A 21,065-nucleotide genomic window follows, 5' to 3' on the forward strand; every position below is an offset into this window, starting at 1 on the left:
TATCAATAGTTATAAACGGCTTAGAACAACATCCATTAGGACAAATTTTTTAAAATAAGATTTTAGAATAAAACATTTAACAAATACACCGAGCATGACCTGCTGTAACTGCTATTAAGGATATGACAACGACAATGACTCACTCTTTCATTAAAAACCCAGTGAAAAACCAAGCGCACTCTGCCAAACGCGTCGGTATTCTTGGTGGTGGTACGGCAGGAGCAACCATTGCTATTCGCCTTGCGGCATTAGGGCTTGAAACTTATGTATTTGAAAAAAACAAATCGCTGATTGATGGTCCACCGATGTGTCACTTGCATGCTGGCGGCAATCTATACCGCGAAATTCCTGATGAAGATTGTGTGGCTCTCCTCAAACAATGTATCGATATATTGCGCCTTTATCCTTATACCATCGATGTTCGCCCAACAGTATTTGCCGTACCAACTCGCGATGAAGGCTTGCCAGAAGATTTGCTACCACGTCTTGATATCTTGACTGATGCGTATCGTAAGCTTATCGACGAAGATGCTAATAACAAAGTGTTGGGCGAACCTGAAAACTACTATCAGCTTTATAGTCATGAGCAACTCATTGCGCTGTCAGAACGTGAACAAGTCACTGTGCCGCGGTCGGTTGATGAATGGATGATACCAGTCGCTAAGTATTTGGACTTAAATAAAGTCAAGTTTCCACTGATTGTCGTGCAAGAGTACGGCTGGAATATTTTTCGCTTGGCGGCCTCTGCGCAATTGGCCTTAGCAGATTATGAGCATGCTCACGTCTTTACCGATACGCAGGTTAAGCAAGTAATGCCTGTTGATTGTGAAAATTGCTCAAACGCAGACCACCACGTCACTAAATGGCGTATTGATTATCAGCGAGCTGCCAGCTCTGAAACTCAGCTTACAATCGAATCTGAGACCAAAAATACAACCGAATCTATCGAAGTGGATTACTTAATCAATGCTTGCGGTTTTCGTACTGGCGTCATCGACGATATGGTCGGGGTCAAAGTCACGCGTATGGTCGAGTTTAAATCGTCTTATATCACCCACTGGGATAATACCGGTGGACAGATACCAGAGATTATCGTTTATGGCAGTCGCGGCACACCAGAAGGCATGGCTCAACTCACGCCTTATCCCGGCGGTTATTTTCAAATACATGGCATGAGCAAATTTATCACGCTATTCGATGATGGCTTGGTCGCCTCTAGCAAAGACAGCGCCCAACCTAAGCTGCCGCCGCAGTATGTACACTACATCGAAGATGGTTGGGATAAGGCACCTTTACAAGCGCGTAGTCAGCAAGCGATTGATTATGTAGCGGAGTTTGTACCGACCTTCCATAGCGCACGTACGGTCGGTAACGCGCTATATGGTGGGCAGCAAATACCCGGTGAGGACGATACGCTGCGAGTGGCTGATGTAAGCTTGTACTCTAATATTCGCTATGCTCGAGCGGAAAACGTCAAAGCATCCTCGACTTTGATTGCTGCCGATCAAATCGTTGATGAATTGACTGAACTTGGCTTAATCGATCATGACACGCCAGCCAACCGCAATCGTTATGCTCATAATTGGGCGTATTTGACAAAACACGATAGCATGGCGATTGATAAAGTCGCGCGTACACTGGCTGAGCAACGAGGCTTTCCATTAGCAATGGCTGATGTGAATCACGGTATTGGCGAGACAACTTTAAAGGGTTTCAACACGGCTAATGATGCAAGTGCTACTGAGATATAAAAAGCGTTCTATTAAAAATTGAACAAAAAAAGGAGAGAATGGCTAACGATCAGCCCTTCTCTCTTTTTTTATAGATAAAAACATTTATATATAAAAGCATGTACAGATCAAAGCATTTATAAATAAGAATATGTACTCTTAATTACCAGCCATTTTTTCGGTATCGACTGCATCGTCTATTTTTACGACTGTTTTTAATAGCTCAATGGCTTCATTAATCGTGTTACATACTACCAAACGCTCCAGATCTTCTTGTTTCATAAAACCTTGGTCAGCCGTATATTTTAAGTGCTCGATCATACGATCATAGAAACCATTGATATTCAGAATAATCATCGGTTTTTCATGTTGATATAGCTGACGCCACGTAGCGATTTCCATAATTTCTTCTAAGGTACCAAGCCCGCCCGGCAAGGTAATAAAAGCATCCGCGTACTCTGCCATCACGGTTTTACGGGTGTGCATGGTATCGGTTAAATGCAGACGAGTCAGCTGCTCATGAGCAATTTCGTGCTTGAGCATAAAGGTTGGAATCACACCGACCGCTTGCGCACCGCCTTGAATCACCTCATCTGCAACGGCACCCATCAGCCCGATGCTCGCGCCGCCGTAGACCAAACCCATGCCATTGTCGGCAAGCGCACTACCCAACTCGCGGGCTGCCTGCTCGTAGACTTCATTATTGCCCAAACGCGAACCACAATAAACCGCTACCAACGGCATCGTTAACGTTGATTTATCCACTGCTTTTTCAATATTGGTAATGTCTTGACTGGTAATGACTTCATAAGTGTCATTGTTAATTTTCATTTGCATATAGCTTCCTTAATTTTTATATCGATTGTTTTTGTTAAATACTCGTTAAAACCCTAATGGATAATACCACCCCAGATAAATAGCATAGAACTTGAAAGTCACAATTGAACGCCTTGCTTGCCAGCATTTATCTTAACATAAGCGATGCTATCAGATGGCTATCAGCTAATTTAAGCGGTTTATCACTACGTAATGACTACATTTTAAGAGCAGATTATTGATAAATAATTGCAAATAAATAACTACTCCACACCGCATAGAACCCTAACAATATGAAGGTTAAAGCATGGAAAATAAACAGTATCAGACGGATATTTATTCACTGAGTATCATGACTGAGCGCAATCAGACATTGGCAGCGACTGTCTATCGCCCTAAAAATGAGGTAAAAAAAGCGGTTATGCTCGCGCCAGCAACGGGTATCAAGCGCCAGTTTTATCACAATTTTGCCACTCACTTAGCAGAAAATGGCTTTGGTGTACTAACCTTTGACAATAAAGGCATCGGTGAATCGCTGTCGTCTGCATTGGCTAAATGCGATGCATCGCTGATTAGCTGGGGTCGCCATGATATGCCAGCCGTCCTTGATGCGTTGCAAGATGAATTTGCCAACGCCACCTATCATTTAATTGGGCATAGTGCAGGCGGTCAGCTGATTGGTTTGATGCCAAATTATAGTGCGCTCGCTTCAGTGTTCAATGTCGCCTGCTCATCAGGTCGTATTAAAAATATGAGCATGCCCTATAAACTCAAGGCGATGGGTTTTATGGATGCCTTTATTCCACTCACCAACTTGACGTTAGGGTACACGCCGTCAGATAAAATTGGTATGGGCGAACCGCTACCACGGGGCGTGTCTCGGCAGTGGCGCGAATGGTGTAATGGCGCAGGCTATATCAAAACAGCCTTTGGCAAAAGTATACAAACGCACTTTTACAATGACATTACTATGCCATCATTATGGCTGGGGTTTAGTGATGATGACATTGCCAATAGCAAAAATATGGATGATATGATTCGTGTTTTTACTAAAATGCCAGTCGAAAAGCACTTTTTAGATCCCAAAGACTTTGGTCTAAAAAGCATCGGTCATATGCGCTATTTTAGTAGCAGAACCAACGCTAAAGCACCGCAGCTTTGGCAAATGGCGGTTGATTGGCTAAAGAATCAATAGACTTCAGAGCCTATTTAACTACGGATTCGTCTATTGATTCTTTCATGTTTTCTGCCTTGATGCGTTTGGTCAATGCAGAATAAAGCGACGGCTGCATATTATGGATATTACCCAGCATCCATTTTACGTAGCTGATTGGCACGTCTTTAATCAGCGTGCCTCTATGTTTGCCAAAGGGCATTTTGCTCACTGGATTGGCTTTATTGGCGATAGCATGGACAGCAGCAAAATCCGTCGGTGCTATGGCTAGGCGCTCACAACACGCCTGATAAAGCAGATAACACATACGTGCATCACCCAGCGCATCATGAGCGGCAATCGTCATCCTACTTGCTTCCTCTTTGCCTAATAATTGCTCGATACATTTGGACTGACCATAAGCACTCCACTCTGGAAAAGCCACACGCGCCAGCCGAACCGTACATATCAACTTAGTAGACGGACTGCCAATAACCCGCCAATCAAAGCGGACATTATGACCAATCAAATACTGTGGCAACTCAAACGACTCTAAATCAAAGCGCTCAAGACCAGCGACATCCTCATCGGTGATACCATGAATTCTAGTGACAGCTGGTGATATCGAACGACCACTATTAAAATACTTCATCCACTCAAAGCCCGTCATCGCATTAATAGTCGCCACTTGAATCGGACGCGGATCACGACCTTGGTCGGTTTCGGTATCGATAATCAGCGCAGTGTCAGTCATAAAAGTTCAGCCATGGATAACAATAATAGATAACAACATTGATATTTTATGTAACGTTTTAAAAATACGTAAACTTTAAAAGAAACGCTATGTTTATGGGGATAAAAACTAGAGATAACAATGGCATACAAAGAGTAGATAACTTCACTTATATAATAATAAGAAAAACTAATTTAAAAAACTAAAGAGAGAACGATGCTAGCAGATGATAATAATCCGCAATTAAAACAAAAGAAAAAGCCAACCCTTTTAAATCGTGTACTCAGTGTGCTTATTAAAGCGGTCGTATTGTTGATGCTATTATTTGTATTTGATAGGCTCTTACCCAGTATCAGCCAACAAACTCAGTCATTTGTGATGGCAAAATGGCAACAGCTCAGTTTATTACAGCAGGAACTACCGACGGAAAACAGCTTACCCAGTCCACTTCCAGAGCAACATCTAACAGATACATGGGGCGCTGCACGCAGTCAAGGTCGCAGTCATGAAGGTATCGATATCTTTGCCGCACGAGGCACACCAATACGAGCCACGACACAAGGCATCGTCAGCAAAGTTGGTGAAAATACGTTAGGCGGTCGTGTGGTGGTGGTGGTTGGACCAGGCGGCGCAGGGCATTATTATGCGCATTTAGAAGATTATGCAGATATTAGTCCAAACGACTGGGTTAATGCCGGCGATATCATCGGCTACGTCGGCGACAGTGGCAATGCAAAAGGTACGCCGCCACATGTACATTACGGTATTTATATCAGCGGCAGTGCAGTGAACCCCTATCCACTTTTACAAAAAGATTAGGGTACCGCAGCTGATCTAATGTGGGCAGCTGGAAATACCATACTGAACGTCGAGCCTACCCCTTCTACTGATTCAATTTGTAAGTTAGCCTCATGCTGATATAAAACGTGTTTAACGATTGCCAAACCTAGCCCTGTGCCGCCAGTCGCCCGACTACGACCTTTATCAATACGATAAAAACGCTCCGTCAACCGTGCGATATGCTCAGGTGCAATACCAATACCGTTGTCTTCGACGGCAAATCGGCAACCTTCTGACGTTTTTGTCCAGCTAATGGCGATATTACCGCCCTTGGGCGTGTATTTGATGGCATTAATCACCAGATTAGAAAGCGCGCTATTTAGATACATCTCTGAGCCATACAGTCCGTCATAAGTGTCTATCTGCAAGTGAATGGTATGCCCATATTCTTGATTGTACGCTTGCGCATCATCATAAACATGGGTCAGCAGCTTGGTCATATCAATATAGCTGAGCTCATGGGTTTCTTCGATTTCGATGCGAGATAACAGCAATAAGTCATTCACAATTCTATTCATACGCGCAGTCTGTTGGCTCATCAGCTCAAACCCGCGCTTCCAATGCGGCGGCATATCTGGCTGATCCGAAAAATTTTCTAGATAGCCCATCATGACGGTCAACGGTGTGCGTAACTCATGCGAGACATTCGCCACAAAATCGCGGCGCATCTCCTCCAAATGATGCAAGCGCGTCACATCATAAATAATGAGCAGCTTCTCATCGCCAAAAGGCGTGAGCTCACACTTTAGATAACGCTTGGGCGCGCGCCACGAGACAATGTGTACACCATCCTGAGCACCATCGTTAGGGTTGGTCGTCGCCTGATAATACTGACGAAATTCAGGCGCACTAATAAAGTCAAAAATGCACTTACCTTTATCTGACAACTGTAACAACATTAAATCTTCGGCGGCCTGATTCCACCATTCAAGCCCATCATCGTCATTGAGCAAAACCACCGCATCACGCAATGCGCGTAGTGCGCTTCTAATTTTTTTGAGTTGATCCGTTGTATTCTGCTGAGTTGCTAGCAGTGATTTATTTTGTTGGTCGCCTTGAGCCGATATTAGGGTGTTCATCCATCATCCTTATCACTATTCGCCGTTTTTCACTGTGCTACGATTGACATACTGCTTTTATAGCGAATAAAAACCGTCTGTTAAATTGGTTCAATAAAGCTAGAAAATCGATAGCCTGTCCCGCGTACTGTCTGTATCAACGTATCACATTGATGCGGTCGTAATAATGTCCGCAAACGTTTGATATGCACATCAATGGTTCTATCTTCGATATATACATTACCGCCCCATACTTGGTCTAGCAGCTGCGTCCGCGTATAGGCACGCTCTGGATGACTCATAAAAAATGCCAATAATCGATATTCCGTAGGCCCGACATCAACCACTTTACCAGCCGCTGTCACCCGCTGACTTTTGGGATCAAGGCTCAGATTGCCGATTTCGATAGGTTTATCGCTACTGAGCGCGTTACTACGCCGCAATACTGCTTTGATTCTGGATATCAACTCTCGTGTCGAAAAAGGCTTGGTCATATAATCATCAGCACCAGCATCAAGGCCATGCACCTTGCTGTCCTCTTCACTTTTAGCCGTCAACATAATGACTGGTATCTCAGCGAGTAGCTCATCGTTTTTGAGCAATCGACAAAAATCAATGCCACTTTTATCACCGGGCAGCATCCAATCTAGCAAAATCAGCGCAGGACGGTGATCGACCACTTGTTGGTGCGCCTCAGATACATCCGCTGCCTGCAGACTATCAAATCCCGCCATCTCTAGTGTCATGACGATCATTTCACGAATCGCAGGTTCATCTTCAACAATCAAAATTTGCTCATTATACATACGGCATTCTCAGTGTTAGAGGACAACATTTAGCTGACAAAAAAGGCGATAAATGCTCGCCTGCTGCTCCCTATTAAACGGGGTAATTATGACAGTTTAATGACATTCAACTTTTAAGCGGTTCATAGGTCTCGTGACGGCTAATGCTTAGTTTACTCAATTCACTTCTAACAAGAAATTCAATGGCCCGTCATTGACGCTCGACACTTGCATATTGGCACCAAACTGACCAGTTGCCACGTTTGGATGTTGCGTGTTGGCATAGACGACCAATTGCGCAAACAATACTTGCGCCGCATCAGGTGCCATCGCACCACCAAAGTCAGGGCGACGACCCTTGTCTGTTTTTGCCATTAGCGTAAACTGTGATACCAATAACAGTCCGCCACCAACTTGCTGGACATTTTTATCCAGTTTGCCGTACTTGGCAGGATCATCATCATTGTCAAAAATACGATAGGTGAGGATTTTATCCACCATTCGCTGTGCGCTTGTTATGTCGTCATCAGGCCCTAAACCAATATAAGCCAATATGCCTTGCTCAATCGTACCAACACACTGCGCATCGACGGTGACACTAGCATGGCGTACGCGCTGTATAAGTGCTTTCATTTATAGATTCCTTACCAATTATGCCCATACAATAATACGCCGTCCATGATAAAATACGGCCATTCTCTTGCTTATTAATTATTACATCACACCCTATTTTGGTAGCCTCATTATGAATGTATTCACTACTTTACAACAGCTTGTCCCGCAGCAGCAACTGAGTAAAGTTGCTGGGCGTCTAGCCGCTAGCCGCCATCCTTATGTTAAACGCACGTTTATCCGTAGCTTTGCTAAAGCCTACAACGTCAGCTTGGACGAGTATGAGCGCCAAAGTCTCAACGCCTATGAGAGCTTTAATGATTTTTTTACTCGTGAGCTAAAAGAAGACGCGCGCCCTATCGACATGACGCCTCATGGTATTGTCAGTCCTGCCGATGGTATTATCTCGCAGTTGGGTCAAATTGACGACCATAAATTGCTCCAAGCAAAAGGTCGCTATTATGACGTTGGTCAACTGCTTGCTGACAGCGAAGATGGCCGCTATTTTGCGGATGGCAGTTTTGCGACGGTTTATCTTGCGCCCAGTAACTATCACCGTGTACATATGCCCTTCGCCGGTACTCTAACCAAAACCCGTTATGTACCGGGCACGCTGTTTTCGGTCAACAATACTACGGCGGCGAACGTGCCGGACTTATTTGCGCGTAATGAACGCTTGGTTTGTCTGTTTGATACAGCATATGGCAAAGCGGCGGTGGTGATGGTTGGGGCGATGATTGTCGCTGGTATCGAAACGGTGGCAACTGGTAAAATTTCCCGCACTGATGATATTCAAGAAGCTGAGCACAATATGAGCTTTGAAAAAGGCGATGAGTTGGGTCGTTTTTATTTAGGCTCAACCGCAATTGTCATTCTACCAAAAGGCGCAAAAGCAGATTGGCAGGACAGCATGAAAGCCAATAGCGTGGTAAAAATGGGACAGTTATTGGGTGAAGCAAAAGCTCAGAAAGCTTAATTTGTAAGAAACTCATAATACTGAAAAGCCCAGTTAAACGTAGATAATGACGTTTGACTGGGCTTTTTAATGGCTGTTAGTTTGTACTACTTCGATTTTGTATTGCTTGTTTTTACTACTTTAGGCTACCTTGTCTAAAAGCCTTTATCAATATCGAAAGTGCTTATGGATAGGATAAGCAAATAGGATGTTTTCCTCCTGCGTACCACTTCCGATATTATGAATAATCAGCGGCGTACCATCAGCAGCTACTTTATCTGAGACGATACCGATATGCGGCAAGTTACTCTTTTGCAGCCGCCATGACACAACGTCTCCCGCTTGAAAACTGCTTTTATCAGTCGTAGATAACGTCTGTCCATGACGCGCAAAAAACGTTTCAAGATTGGGCACGCGTCGATGATCGATATTTTTGTCCGTTGACTTTAAGCCCCAAGTCTTTGGATAGGCGGACCAATTTCCTTTCATATCATGGTTGACCAACTGCTGCAAATCCACATTTTGCAAACGATAAGCACGGACAATCACATCGGTACAGACACCAGTCTCTATTGGTACATCACCACGCGGAAAGTCCAGCTTACGGTAAGTAGGATCATAACTCACCGTGACACCGATCTGTTTTTTAGCATCGTGCGCCAATTTATCGCCATCACTGATAGGAGCAAGCGCTTGCGCCATTTGCGCTAGTCCCAGCATGCTGACAAAGGCTAGCGATTTGCACCATGTTTTATAGTTCTTAAATAAGTGCATGGAACCTCTCTATTATTATTGACACTATTCAATATAAAGGTTTTAAACAGCGTCAAACATTGCGAGTCAGTAACAAGGTGACGCTATCAATTTACTTATCAACCAACCACCCTTGCTGGGTCGCGTATTCAATGTTTTGTGATAACCAATCATGGATGGGAGGAAAGCTGTCTTTGATAAATCCATGCGCGCCAGCCACTTGCGAGCGTGTAACACCAAGCTCAACCCACGTTTTGCCCTCAGTATTTAAATTAAGCAAAAATGGCAACAAACGATCAACCACTCTAAGTAGATCAGCCTCTTTGCTATTACCTGTCTCCTGCTCTTCCCAGATCTCACTTAAATCAACAATCCCGTTACCACGCTCGCGTTGTAATCGAGCAATACCCTCACGTTCTTCGAGGTGCGCATCACGACGGGTATCAGCATATAAAAAAGTATCGCCCGCATCAATCTCACCCAAATCATGCACCAATGCCATCTTAAGCAATTTTTCATGATTGACGTCCAACTCAAACAATTCAGCGATTGACCAGCATGCCATTGCTAAATGCCATGAGTGCTCAGCAGAGTTTTCCAAGCGAGTCGTCCCCGTCACATAGCTGCGCCGATTGACACGTTTTAGGGCATCAAGCTCTAATAAAAAATGCGTGACGTCATCTATCTTAATATTTGCGTCGCGCGTTGGATCGGTCAATGTTATAGGTATGTTTGAGGACATATTTCTCTCTGGTTAAATGCAATACAGCGCCTGTCTTATCAAACGCTGTTTTCACGAAAATAATTTACAATAATTGAAACAACAATAACGCTAAGAGTTTGTCATTCATTCTCAACCCTTTATTGCATCCACTACTTAATCAAATTGCTAATAGTCTTAAAAGCAGGGTCTTGGCTACTGCGGCATAATTCAAACAGAATGGATTCTACTGTCGTAATCACGCCGCCAGCGCGTCGAATACGGCGAATGGCTTGCTTTTTGTCATAAGGAAAGCGCGACCCAACGGCATCGCCAATAATAACTGGCTGCATCCCATTATCCAATAAATCCAGCGCCGTTTGCATGACGCAAACATGGGCTTCGACACCAAATAATAGGACAATACTGCGATTTTGCTGTGCTAGATAATGCCATGAGTCATTATTATCACAAGCGCTAAAGGTAACTTTTTCAAAGCTTTTGGCATTATCACCTTCTAATACTTCACGTATCTCAGGTAGCGTATCGCCCAAACCTTTTTTGTACTGCTCGTTGAGCATAATTGGGATGTTAAGGGCTTGTAGACCTTTGATCAAAGTGACTGTCTTTTTGACGATATTTTCATGGTCATAAATATGCGGCGTTAAGCGTTCTTGAACATCGATTATCATCGCTTGGGTATTTTCGCGAGCGATTCGATAGGTACGATCGGTAATCATAGTAGACATGGCACACTCCTTGTACGGCTGACTTTATTGTTAAAGGCTATGTTAGTTTTATCATTGATATTGTCTTTATTAGCCTTATGCTCATTTAGTCATAGTTTGCTGAGTGCGTCAATGGAGATAGTCTCTAATAATGATTAATAACAATTCATCACGTTTGATTAATACTGCTTAGCGTAGGTTTTTGATTATGAATAGCCAATAACTATATATTATGACGCCTAGCATTACGTAATAAAGACTGTTTTTGAGTCATGACCATGCCCACACCGAAAGCAACGCCAAAACATAAGGTTAAAAGATAATACACCATATAAATGAGCGTGTTTATAAATGCAAAGAACATGCTGGTTAAAGTAATGATTAATATCGCAGCGATAGTACCGCCGAATAGCTCTCGATATTTTTTATTAAAAACCTTAAAGGCCACCAACGGTATCGCGATACCAAACAAGCCAAATGTAGCACCCCAAACACCTGCCATATCCATATCAAAATATAGTACCCCTAAAACATTAGCGAAAATACCACATATAAAAAACGCAATCGCAAAACGTATAGGACCCAATACTTTTTCCAAAATATAACCTGTAGCAAACAGCATGCCCAGACTCATTACTAAATGCATAATTCCTGCATGTACAAAAAGTGCTGTGACCACCCGCCAATATTGACCAGCTTGCAGCGCGTCCATCGTCAACCCACCTACACTATTTACCTGTCTAGATAAAGGGTCAATGATATCCATACCCATGAATACGGTTAGTATAAATGTACCTATACAGGTCAGTATTAACACCAACGTTGCAGGTCGTTCTTTATTATTTTTAAACCAAACTACTAGGCTCTTTGATACATCACTTACTGGTGCTCGTTTTTTTACGGGCTTTTGTTTTTGTATATGTTTTCGCTTTTGTATATGTTTTTGCGTACTTTTCTTTTCTTGACTATCAAACTCTGCTGCGAGAACGAGCAACAAGCACAGCACCATACCAATAAAAAACGAACCAAATCCCCAAACAAAATCACGATCTAAGCTATCAGCAAGTAATCCTGTTTCTGGCTTCAATATCAAGGGTGGCAAATTAGATTGCCTATTAGCCGTAGAAATCGTGTGTAAGTAAGCATTTCTGCTATTTGATGATTTAAGTTTCTTAAAGTAGCTGATAGTAGAGAGGTCGTTGGCTTCGTACTTATGGTGCGAGTCGTTAATAAACGCTGAGTATTGACTGTCTTTAATACTTTGGTCTGCGCGATTATCGTATTTCGTGTGGTAGCTAGAACCTAGCCAAATATTATCAGCGGCTATAAATGGCGTCGCAATGTAATAATCAATATGCAATGTTGAGTCAAAATATCGTCCACTGACTACTTGTGTTTCTATATAAGAAACGCTCTCTAATTTGAGTGGCTCAAAATCATTTACTCTGAAATACTTTTGCTTTGGATAATGACGAATATCATTCAAGCTATTTACTTCAATGACCTCGTAAGCCGCTTTGGATAAATAGTTTTGGCTGAGAACGAGCGGTATCACTAATGCTAGAACCATCGTTATAAAAAAGTAGCCTGAACTACTGCGCTTAACCCACTTTAAGGTTAAAAGCTCATACCTCGGCCACATCCAAATACTAACGACTAAAACAGATAACAGAAAAGGAATACCAAAATCCCAATAGCCTTCCTTTAAAGGTAGAATATCTAGATAAATATCAAGCAACCAGCGTAAAGCCCCAAAAAGCAGAATGGTCAGGACACTAAGACCTAAATATGGCAAGAATACTTGCTTTAGTTTTATTATGATCGATTCTTTAGCGCTTAGGTTTTGTGTTCGCTTCTTTTTATCCCTTTTGCTTACTCTTTTTTTGTTTCTGCTTCTATTTTTATCTTTATACCTATACTGGCTTTGCTTATTATTATCCATGCCCTATCACCATTCATTTATAGTAAACCAAACTCTAATTTTGATAGCCTTTTTTACTCAACCAATAATGGTATGCTGGGGTTTAGCATAATTACTTATATTATTTTACTGTAGGCACAAAAAAGCGCCTCCAACATTAAGTTAGAGGCGCTCATCTTACAAGATATTAAAACATATTAATCAACAAATATTAGCTTAGCTGAAACTTAAACACGCTCAATAATAGTCGCGATACCTTGACCAAGACCGATACACATCGTCGCAAGCCCAATTTCAGTATCTGACTGCTCCATGGCGTTTAGCAAAGTAACCGTGATACGAGCACCTGAACACCCTAGTGGATGACCTAATGCAATCGCGCCACCATTAATGTTGACGATGTCTTGCTTGTCCGTCAAGTTTAAGGCTTTTAGTACTGATAAGCCCTGCGCTGCAAATGCTTCGTTTAGCTCAATAGTTTGCATATCATCCATGCTCATGCCAGCGCGCTTCAATGCTTTTTGCGTTGCAGGTACTGGACCATAGCCCATGATAGCAGCATCACAACCAGCAACCGCCATGCTACGAATACGCGCACGTGGCTTTAGACCTAGCTCTTTGGCTTTTTGCGCGCTCATGATTAGCATCCCTGATGCGCCATCAGATAATGCAGATGAGGTAGCAGCAGTCACGGTACCACCTACTGGATCAAAGGCTGGACGTAGCTTTTGCATTTGCTCCATCGTCGCATCAGGGCGAATCACTTCATCAACGGTACATAGTTGCAGGCGACCTGCTTCGTCATGACCTTCGATACCGATAATTTCATTATCAAAACGACCTTCAGTAGTCGCAGCCCATGCACGGCGATGCGACTCAAGACCAAAGGCATCTTGCTCTTCACGGGTGATGTTATTCATACGACCTAGCATTTCAGCGGTCAAGCCCATCATGTTTGAGGCTTTTGCATAGTGCTTTGATGCTTCAGGATTAAGGTCAACGCCATGCATCATGCCGACGTGACCCATATGCTCAACACCACCAATGATGAACACATCACCTTGGTTGGTCATGATTTGAGCCGCTGCAGTGTGAAGCGCCTGCATAGAAGAACCACACAGACGGTTGACTGTTTGGCCACCAGCAGTCTTTGGAATACCAGCTAGCAAGCCGATGTTACGACCGATGTTCAAACCTTGCTCTAGGGTCTGATTGACACAACCCCAGATGATGTCTTCGACGTCACGTGGGTCAAAGTCATTACGCTCAACCAATGCACGAACCAATTCAGCAGACACGCTATCAGCGCGGACATGGCGGAACATACCGTTTTTGGTTTTACCCATCGCTGAGCGTACGCCATCTACGATGACCACGTCTTTTGGACTTAAAATTGTCATACTATACTTCCTTTTCAATTTTTATTGTCAGTGTAGTCAGCCCATTTCAATGCTATTACTTCGTCAATCTCACTTGAAGTACAATACGTACCTCTGCGCTCGATTTCCTTGTACTAGCATTAAGTGAAGCCAACTATAATCGTACGTGTGCTATTAAAGATTTGTTATTAAAAAATAGTGCCATTAAATATAAATAGATTAATAGCTCTCACCCTCAAACAGCACACGTACGGCACTTCATCCTAGTAATGACTACCCATTACGCGGTGGCGTAAAAGGTCTCGCCTGCTGCTGCCATATCGCGAATCTTTTGCGGGGCTTCATAGGCTTTGCCAAGGTATGCGTATTTTTCACACAGCGCCAAGTAGTTATCTAGACCCATTTGGTCGATATAACGGCAAGGGCCACCGCGGAATGGTGGGAAACCAACGCCCATAATCATCGCCATATCGGCTTCAGATGGCGTGCTGACGATATTGTCTTCTAGGCAACGTACAGTCTCATTACAGAAAGCCAGCATGGTGCGGTCGATAATCGCTTGATCATCAAAGGTCTGCTTGTCGCTATCAGTAGTGGCTTTAAGTAGCTCATAAGTGGCTTCATCAGCGACTTTCTTTGGCTTGCCGCGTTTGTCCATCTCATATTTATAGAAACCAATGCCGTTTTTCTGACCTAGGCGTTTGTTTTCATATAAATGCTCGATAGCACCTTTATAATCAGGCTTCATGCGGTCAGGGAAACCTTCTGCCATCACTTCTGCGCCATGTACGCCAGTATCTAAACCAACGACGTCGATTAGGTAAGCAGGACCCATAGGCCAGCCGAATTTTTCCATGACTTTATCGACATGAGCAAAGTCAGCACCTTGCTTAAGGAGCAAGTCAAAGGCACCAAAGTATGGGAATAACACACGGTTTACCAAGAAACCTGGGCAGTCATTCACGACGACAGGCACTTTACCCATTTTTGTGGCCAAAGCAACGGTCGTTGAAATAGCTTCTTCAGAAGATTTTTCACCGCGAATAACTTCTACTAGCGGCATACGGTTTACTGGGTTAAAAAAATGCATACCAACGAAGTTTTCTGGACGCTCAAGTGCTTCCGCTAAGAAAGTAATAGAAATCGTTGAGGTGTTTGACGCTAGGATACAATCGTCTTTAACCAAGCCTTCGACTTCTTTTAGTACCGCACGCTTAACGTTTGGATTTTCTACGACGGCTTCGATAACGATGTCAGTCTCAGCAAAGTCACCATAGTTCAAAGTCGGACGGATACGGCTTAAGGTTTCACCCATTTTTGCTGGGGTCATCTTGCCACGTTCAACCATTTTGCCAAGTAGCTTGCTGGCTTCGCCCATACCAAGGTCTAATTGCTCAGACTTGATGTCTTTCATGATGATTGGCAAGCCTTTGCTGGCTGCCTGATAAGCGATACCGCCGCCCATGATACCCGCGCCAAGTACGGCCGCTTCATTGATTTCATGTGCTTTTTTGCTGTGCTGCTTAGCTAATTTTTTGACCAACTGATCGTTTAAGAACAGGCCAACCAAGCTTTCTGCTTGTGGCGTTTTAGCCGCTTTTGCGAAGTAAGTTGCTTCCACTTCGATTGCTTTATCACGTGGCAGATTTACATGCTTTTCAATTGCTTCAATAGCGATTGCTGGCGCTGGGTACTGCTTAGGATTGGCTTTGGCAAAAATCATACCTTTTGCGCTGTTAAATGCCATCGCTTGCTCAAGCTGGTTTAGCTTAACAGGCGCAAGCTTCTCTTCACGCTTCGCTTGCCAATCAAGCTCACCTGAGATACATTTTTTGACCAAATCAATCGCTGCATCTTGTAAATCATCGGCAGGAACAGTCGCATCCACCAAGCCAAGTTTTAACGCATCAAGTGCTTTCTTTGGTGTACCAGTAGCAATCAATTCAAGCGCATTGTCGATACCAATGATACGCGTACTACGAACCGTACCACCAAAACCTGGGAAGATACCCAATTGGGTTTCTGGAAGACCGATGATGGCTTTGTCGCTCATGACGCGGTATTCACAAACCAAGGTCATCTCACAACCACCGCCAAGCGCTGCGCCATTGATAGCGGCTACTTTTGGAAACGGCAAATCTTCAAAACGGTTAAAGGCGTCGTTGATGTTAACAACCCAATCTTTGATTTCGCTTTCTGGCTTTTTAAAAGAGCCGACGAATTCTGTGATATCAGCACCAGCGATAAACACGCCTTTGCTTGATGTCACGATAAGACCCTTTACGTTATCCGCTTTTTCTAAAGCAGTAACCGCTTCACCAAATTGCTTATTGGTTTCAGTATCAAACTTGTTCACGCTCTCATTTTCGGCGTTGTACTGCATGTTGGCGATGCCATCCTCTAGCATTGTCACCGTGATGCGATTTCCTTGGTATACCATTTGAAACTCCTTGCTATATAACGAAAGCTACGTTTTAAAATTAAAAGTTTTAAAATTAAAGGTCATAGCCAGTTATTGTTAGAAAAATGGGTAATAGCACCGCTAATCTGTACTTTTATCGCAATTATCACAAGCAACGTCGTCGTGATGTTGCTTGTGATATCGCTTTAATAAAAACCAGCCAGATTAAACAGTGCAGATATCTTTATTATCCAGCGCTTATGCTTGTACATTTATAGCTATGTACTGATGTTCTATATACTTATATTATATTACTACCGTTGTCGCTATTGATTGAGACTTGGTCTGGTAGTCGTTTTTCGATTAAATAATGGTGTAAAACATCACTGATTAATCGCCATACTAATTTCACGCCAATTAGTGTAGGGGATTATGCCCCCGACTGTCACAAGCTAATACCATACTCGCAAGTCACTCTTAAATCGACAGCAGCCCTTTACCTGATTAGCAATCTGCCTTAAGTGATTGTTTGTATAGTGCAATTAGCGCGTGAAAAGCAAACACTTAACGCGACCTCTTATCAAAACATATTCAGCCACTAAGTTACATCACCAATACGTAACAACGGCCGTTTATCGTCTTTCAGTGGTTCAAACCGTTTTTTAACCTTAAAGCGTAAAAAATGATTCATGGATGCGACGTGTGGCAGAAGGAATATAATCTATCATGCTACACTAACGATATTTTTACTATTCACCTGATAGATGGTTGGATTATGACTGTTTCTTTTACGCCAAACCTTGCAGATGCTAGCTTTATGCCTTTTAATAATACCAAGCAGTTTCATCACGATGTGCGCGTGCAACTTAGCCAAGATATCGACGTATTATTCGCTTATGCTGAGCTGCCAAGCCCATTGCTTGATGCCTGCCGTTATGTGATGACAGGTACTGGTAAATTGGTGCGTCCGTTATTGGTTGCTAGCGCCTTTGCTAGTACTAATGCTCATAATGACACTGATAATGAAAAAATTATCGATGGCGATTATGACTTAGAAACTCTGTTAGAAAGCGATTCAGATTATGATATGTGTCGACGCGCTGCGTTGGCAGTGGAATTGCTGCATACTTATTCGTTAGTACATGATGATTTGCCTTGTATGGATGATGACGAGCTGCGCCGTGGTCAGCCAACCGCGCATATCGTCTTTGAAGAATCTACCGCACTGCTAGCAGGTGACGTATTACAGACGTTAGCTTTTGAAGTATTGACTGCTGAGCTGCCAACCTTCGCGCCTTTTGATTCAGCAATCGCAAGCCAGCTATTTGCTATATTTGCCCCGCGTGCCAGACATATGGTATCCGGTCAAATGCTTGATCTCAATGCCGAAGCCACTACTGGCATTTCACAAAGCGATTTAGAAGCTATACACCGTGATAAAACCGGTGCCTTAATTGAAGCAGCAATGCTAATGGGCGGTATCTGTGCTGGTGCGACGGCTCCGCAGCGCATGGCATTGCAAGAATGTGCGCAGCATATTGGTCTCGCCTTTCAGGTTCAGGACGATATTTTGGATGTCACCACCTCTACCGATACGCTTGGCAAACCTGCGGGCAGTGATGAAAAATTAGATAAATCTACCTATGTGAAATTGATGGGTGTCGATAATGCCACTAGCTACGCGCAATCGCTATTTGACGATGGACGCGCGGCACTTACTCGTGAACTGAGTGGTAATACAGAGAATGATGCGCTGATGGCACTAATCGAATGGCTTTGGGCGCGTAAGAAATAGCCAATAATTAAATAGGCGTGTAAAAACAGCCTTATATACAACACGCTAAATCTTTTAATCAGCAAAAATAGCAAAGGGTGGTCAAAATGGATAGTGTCCCTACTCCGCGTATTTATCTTGGTACTGGCGGCTATAGCGATACCGACTTACTCGGCACACTGTATCCAACTGGCACCAAAAAGACGGACTTCTTACGTGAGTACGCCAAACAATACGGTGCAGTAGAAATCAATAGCACCTTCTATGCGCCCATCGGACAAAAAGCCTTTGCAGGTATGGTCAATAAAGCCTACACCGAAGCAAATAGTGAATTAAAATTTGCTGTCAAACTCCATCAAGACTTTACTCATGCACGTAAAGGTACTGCCGAACACGCGCAAGCATTCCTTACTGCGCTCACGCCACTTATCGAAGCCAATGCTCTAGCACCACTATTATTACAGTTCCCGCACGGCTTTGATCGTACTCGCGAACACCGCTTATATCTGGCTAACCTCGTGAGTTGGTTTAAGGATTATCCATTAGCCGTCGAGTTTCGTCATAATGGCTGGCACACCCCGCAAGTGGTCGATAGCTTCGTCAAACAAGAGCTGATTTGGTGTAGCGTTGATTATCCCAAAGTCAGCGGTCTACCGCCGTCACGGCTGATATTCACTGAGCGTACTGGCTACCTGCGTATGCATGGTAATAATCTAAACTGGTGGGATGCGATGAGCGCTGCCGACCGTCATGATTATCGTTATAGCGAAGGTGAAATGCAGGATTGGGCGCAAGCGATTGCCAATCAGCGTCAGCATTTTGATACGCTCTATATATTCTTTCAAAACACTGTCAATTCGCATGCGTATTATAATATTGCGATGTTAAGAGAAGCGTTGGATAAGTTTGGGTTTGAGGTGTTGTAGGAATAGTTTTGATATATTCTAACGTGGAAATTAAATAAAAAGCTTAATAGGCTTATCATCCTTAAAGGAGATTTAATTGCAAGCTTCACTATTCGCAGCAAAACTAGAAAAAGCTTGGAATACTGAATCTAGTAAATCTAATTTTTCTGAAATTCAACAGTTTAGGGCTTTAATGAGAAGCTTTCATTCTATAGGTAGTTCTTTCAAAGTTGAAGAGTTTCATGGAATGAAACATCAAGTTATTTTTAATGGTCAAGGTAGCTGGGGGGCGTGCACCTGCTAGGTGTGAAATATCAGATTTATTAATTATCTCATATAAAAATAACCCTAAATTTCAAGCTCGTGCGACGCTATTACAAGCGAAGAAATCAAATGATAAACACTTAAATTTATGTAATGGTTTTCCTAACTCAATTCCCTATACCGATTTCAAAGCTAATCTTGAACAATGGGATTTATTATCTCGACGGCCACATGTAATTCCATACACACCTTTTGCTTGTCACCCTGAGATTTTAAGTGGAGCAATATTACCTTCGATTGGTTCGTTAGGCGTATTCTATAAGATTTCTAGCAAGAACTACGGTTTTTTTTATATGTCAGCAGATGCTGCTGAACCATTAAGTTCTCCTAAGCATAAATATGCAAAACTAAAAACCAAAACATTAAAATCTTCAAGGAGGATTAATGGATATGCTGAATGTACGTATGCGTGCTGCTTGTTTACTTTTGCGAAGGCTCTATACAATTTAGAAGTAGGAACTCCTATCGAACCGGAAAATACCGTAAGCGGAGAAGACGTAAACTACAGAAATATATTTAGAGGCTGGTTACGTACAGTATTGTACAGTCATTTAGAAATCACAAATAACGAATCATTGTTAGCAATGGATTTAATTAATCAGTTAGAATCAAGCTATGATGGCGAATTAATGTCAGAACCACCTTCATTATTGCTAATAAATTGTGATTAATTCAAACTATTAAAATAGCAATACACATAAACAATATTAATCCATTCAACCAAAAAAAAGGACGCCTCTCAGCGTCCTTTTTTTATTAACCAAAACCTTAAGTCTTAAAGATTACTCTTCAACACCAGCATCTTGACCTTTGTATTTAGCATTTGCGTAGTCCCAGTTCACTAGCTTGTCTAGGAACGTGTCGACATAATCAGGACGACGGTTACGATAATCGATATAGTACGCATGTTCCCATACATCACAAGTCAATACCGCGATTTGGTCATGTGCAAGTGGCGTGTCAGCGTTAGCCGTTTTGGCGATAGACAATTTGCCACCGACTTTATCAGCGACTAGCCATGCCCAACCTGAGCCGAACTGAGTCAATGCTGCGTTTTTGAACTCTTCACGGAACTTATCATAGCTACCGAAGTCTTCTTCGATTTTAGCTTTTAGATCGCCAGTAGGTTCGCCGCCACCATTGGTGGGCGTCATGCAGTTCCAATAGAACGTGTGGTTCCATACTTGGGCTGCTTGGTTAAACATACCTTGTTTGCTGTCATCTTTAGCAGTTGCTACGATGATTTCTGGCAATGTTTTGTCTTCTAGACCAGAACCTGGTAGCAATTCGTTGAGCTTAGTCACGTAGGCATTGTGATGCTTGTCGTGATGGTATTCTAGCGTCTCGGCACTGATATGTGGCTCTAGTGCGTCTTTTGCATATGGTAGCTCTGGTAAAGTAATGTTTGACATAGTTATTTTATCCTTGCTGTTTTTAGCCGTCATTTGATAAAAACTCATTATAGAAACTGAATTTTACGCTATTTTTACATGATAAA

20 protein-coding genes are annotated in these 21,065 nt (G+C 42.9%); 8 read left to right on the forward strand and 12 right to left on the reverse strand.

The genetic code is table 11. From position 1 onward, the window contains the following. The first annotated feature begins 134 nt into the window (after positions 1-134). Positions 135-1,751, forward strand: a complete 1,617-nt coding sequence (locus tag ACP69U_RS07150) for an FAD-dependent oxidoreductase (protein WP_426138206.1) — start codon at positions 135-137, stop codon at positions 1,749-1,751. A gap of 138 nt (positions 1,752-1,889) precedes the next feature. On the opposite strand, the gene ACP69U_RS07155 is transcribed toward ACP69U_RS07150, so the two are convergent. Next, positions 1,890-2,567, reverse strand: coding sequence for a TIGR00730 family Rossman fold protein (locus tag ACP69U_RS07155; protein ID WP_045455284.1), 678 nt, complete (start codon positions 2,565-2,567; stop codon positions 1,890-1,892). 286 nt (positions 2,568-2,853) lie between these two features. Between ACP69U_RS07155 and ACP69U_RS07160 the strand changes: the two genes are divergently transcribed. Continuing rightward, on the forward strand, positions 2,854-3,741 hold the full coding sequence (locus ACP69U_RS07160; protein ID WP_426138207.1) for an alpha/beta fold hydrolase: 888 nt from the start codon (positions 2,854-2,856) through the stop codon (positions 3,739-3,741). 10 nt (positions 3,742-3,751) lie between these two features. Here ACP69U_RS07160 and ACP69U_RS07165 read toward each other — a convergent pair whose 3' ends face one another. Continuing rightward, positions 3,752-4,453, reverse strand: coding sequence for a putative quorum-sensing-regulated virulence factor (locus ACP69U_RS07165; protein WP_426138208.1), 702 nt, complete (start codon positions 4,451-4,453; stop codon positions 3,752-3,754). Between the two features lie 195 nt (positions 4,454-4,648). On the opposite strand from ACP69U_RS07165, the gene ACP69U_RS07170 reads away from it, so the two are divergent. Continuing rightward, a complete protein-coding gene (locus tag ACP69U_RS07170; RefSeq protein ID WP_426138209.1) occupies positions 4,649-5,251 on the forward strand; it encodes a M23 family metallopeptidase in 603 nt (200 codons plus the stop codon). Here the strand turns inward: ACP69U_RS07170 and phoR are convergent. From phoR to dtd, 3 genes are all read right to left on the reverse strand, one after another. Further along, the gene (gene phoR, locus ACP69U_RS07175) at positions 5,248-6,351 is read right to left on the reverse strand and encodes a phosphate regulon sensor histidine kinase PhoR (RefSeq protein ID WP_201502572.1); all 1,104 of its coding nucleotides are present in this window, start codon (positions 6,349-6,351) and stop codon (positions 5,248-5,250) included. The genes ACP69U_RS07170 and phoR overlap by 4 nt on opposite strands. 80 nt (positions 6,352-6,431) lie before the next feature. Then, complete coding sequence (gene phoB / locus ACP69U_RS07180) at positions 6,432-7,136, reverse strand: phosphate regulon transcriptional regulator PhoB (protein WP_055125876.1); 705 nt, start codon at positions 7,134-7,136, stop codon at positions 6,432-6,434. A gap of 156 nt (positions 7,137-7,292) precedes the next feature. After that, complete coding sequence (dtd, locus tag ACP69U_RS07185) at positions 7,293-7,748, reverse strand: D-aminoacyl-tRNA deacylase (protein WP_372815487.1); 456 nt, start codon at positions 7,746-7,748, stop codon at positions 7,293-7,295. A gap of 112 nt (positions 7,749-7,860) precedes the next feature. Here dtd and asd point away from each other — a divergent pair, with 112 nt between their 5' ends. Continuing rightward, positions 7,861-8,703 carry an archaetidylserine decarboxylase gene (gene asd / locus ACP69U_RS07190; RefSeq protein WP_426138210.1) on the forward strand — a complete coding sequence of 281 codons (843 nt, stop codon included), beginning with the start codon at positions 7,861-7,863 and terminating at the stop codon, positions 8,701-8,703. Positions 8,704-8,850: 147 nt separating this feature from the next. On the opposite strand, the gene ACP69U_RS07195 is transcribed toward asd, so the two are convergent. The 6 genes from ACP69U_RS07195 to fadB all read right to left on the reverse strand — a co-directional run bounded on the left by ACP69U_RS07195 (position 8,851) and on the right by fadB (position 16,603). Then, complete coding sequence (locus tag ACP69U_RS07195) at positions 8,851-9,456, reverse strand: DUF1287 domain-containing protein (RefSeq protein WP_426138211.1); 606 nt, start codon at positions 9,454-9,456, stop codon at positions 8,851-8,853. Between the two features lie 91 nt (positions 9,457-9,547). Further along, on the reverse strand, positions 9,548-10,177 hold the full coding sequence (locus ACP69U_RS07200) for an HD domain-containing protein (RefSeq protein WP_426138212.1): 630 nt from the start codon (positions 10,175-10,177) through the stop codon (positions 9,548-9,550). A 131-nt stretch (positions 10,178-10,308) separates the two neighbouring features. After that, positions 10,309-10,884 carry an isochorismatase family protein gene (locus ACP69U_RS07205; protein ID WP_189586717.1) on the reverse strand — a complete coding sequence of 192 codons (576 nt, stop codon included), beginning with the start codon at positions 10,882-10,884 and terminating at the stop codon, positions 10,309-10,311. Positions 10,885-11,086: 202 nt separating this feature from the next. Further along, positions 11,087-12,805: a rhomboid family intramembrane serine protease gene (locus ACP69U_RS07210; protein ID WP_426138213.1), complete on the reverse strand. Its 1,719-nt coding sequence runs from the start codon at positions 12,803-12,805 to the stop codon at positions 11,087-11,089. A gap of 206 nt (positions 12,806-13,011) precedes the next feature. Next, positions 13,012-14,184: an acetyl-CoA C-acyltransferase FadA gene (gene fadA / locus ACP69U_RS07215; protein ID WP_426138214.1), complete on the reverse strand. Its 1,173-nt coding sequence runs from the start codon at positions 14,182-14,184 to the stop codon at positions 13,012-13,014. Positions 14,185-14,443: 259 nt separating this feature from the next. After that, a complete protein-coding gene (fadB, locus tag ACP69U_RS07220) occupies positions 14,444-16,603 on the reverse strand; it encodes a fatty acid oxidation complex subunit alpha FadB (RefSeq protein WP_426138215.1) in 2,160 nt (719 codons plus the stop codon). Between the two features lie 736 nt (positions 16,604-17,339). Here fadB and ACP69U_RS07225 point away from each other — a divergent pair. The 4 genes from ACP69U_RS07225 to ACP69U_RS07240 all read left to right on the forward strand — a co-directional run bounded on the left by ACP69U_RS07225 (position 17,340) and on the right by ACP69U_RS07240 (position 20,238). Next, the gene (locus ACP69U_RS07225; protein ID WP_426138216.1) at positions 17,340-18,359 is read left to right on the forward strand and encodes a polyprenyl synthetase family protein; all 1,020 of its coding nucleotides are present in this window, start codon (positions 17,340-17,342) and stop codon (positions 18,357-18,359) included. Positions 18,360-18,445: 86 nt separating this feature from the next. Next, a complete protein-coding gene (locus ACP69U_RS07230; RefSeq protein WP_426138217.1) occupies positions 18,446-19,264 on the forward strand; it encodes a DUF72 domain-containing protein in 819 nt (272 codons plus the stop codon). A 76-nt stretch (positions 19,265-19,340) separates the two neighbouring features. After that, complete coding sequence (locus tag ACP69U_RS07235) at positions 19,341-19,547, forward strand: hypothetical protein (protein ID WP_426138218.1); 207 nt, start codon at positions 19,341-19,343, stop codon at positions 19,545-19,547. Next, positions 19,513-20,238 (forward strand): hypothetical protein, encoded by a 726-nt coding sequence (locus ACP69U_RS07240; RefSeq protein ID WP_426138219.1) that lies wholly within the window; start codon positions 19,513-19,515, stop codon positions 20,236-20,238. Before ACP69U_RS07235 ends, ACP69U_RS07240 begins: the two co-directional genes overlap by 35 nt. Positions 20,239-20,349: 111 nt before the next feature. On the opposite strand, the gene ACP69U_RS07245 is transcribed toward ACP69U_RS07240, so the two are convergent. Then, positions 20,350-20,979, reverse strand: coding sequence for a superoxide dismutase (locus ACP69U_RS07245; protein ID WP_045448006.1), 630 nt, complete (start codon positions 20,977-20,979; stop codon positions 20,350-20,352). Positions 20,980-21,065 lie beyond the last annotated feature (86 nt).

Origin of the sequence: Psychrobacter sp. TWR1-1-1, from assembly GCF_049895865.1 — a bacterium.
GTDB lineage: Bacteria > Pseudomonadota > Gammaproteobacteria > Pseudomonadales > Moraxellaceae > Psychrobacter > Psychrobacter immobilis_A.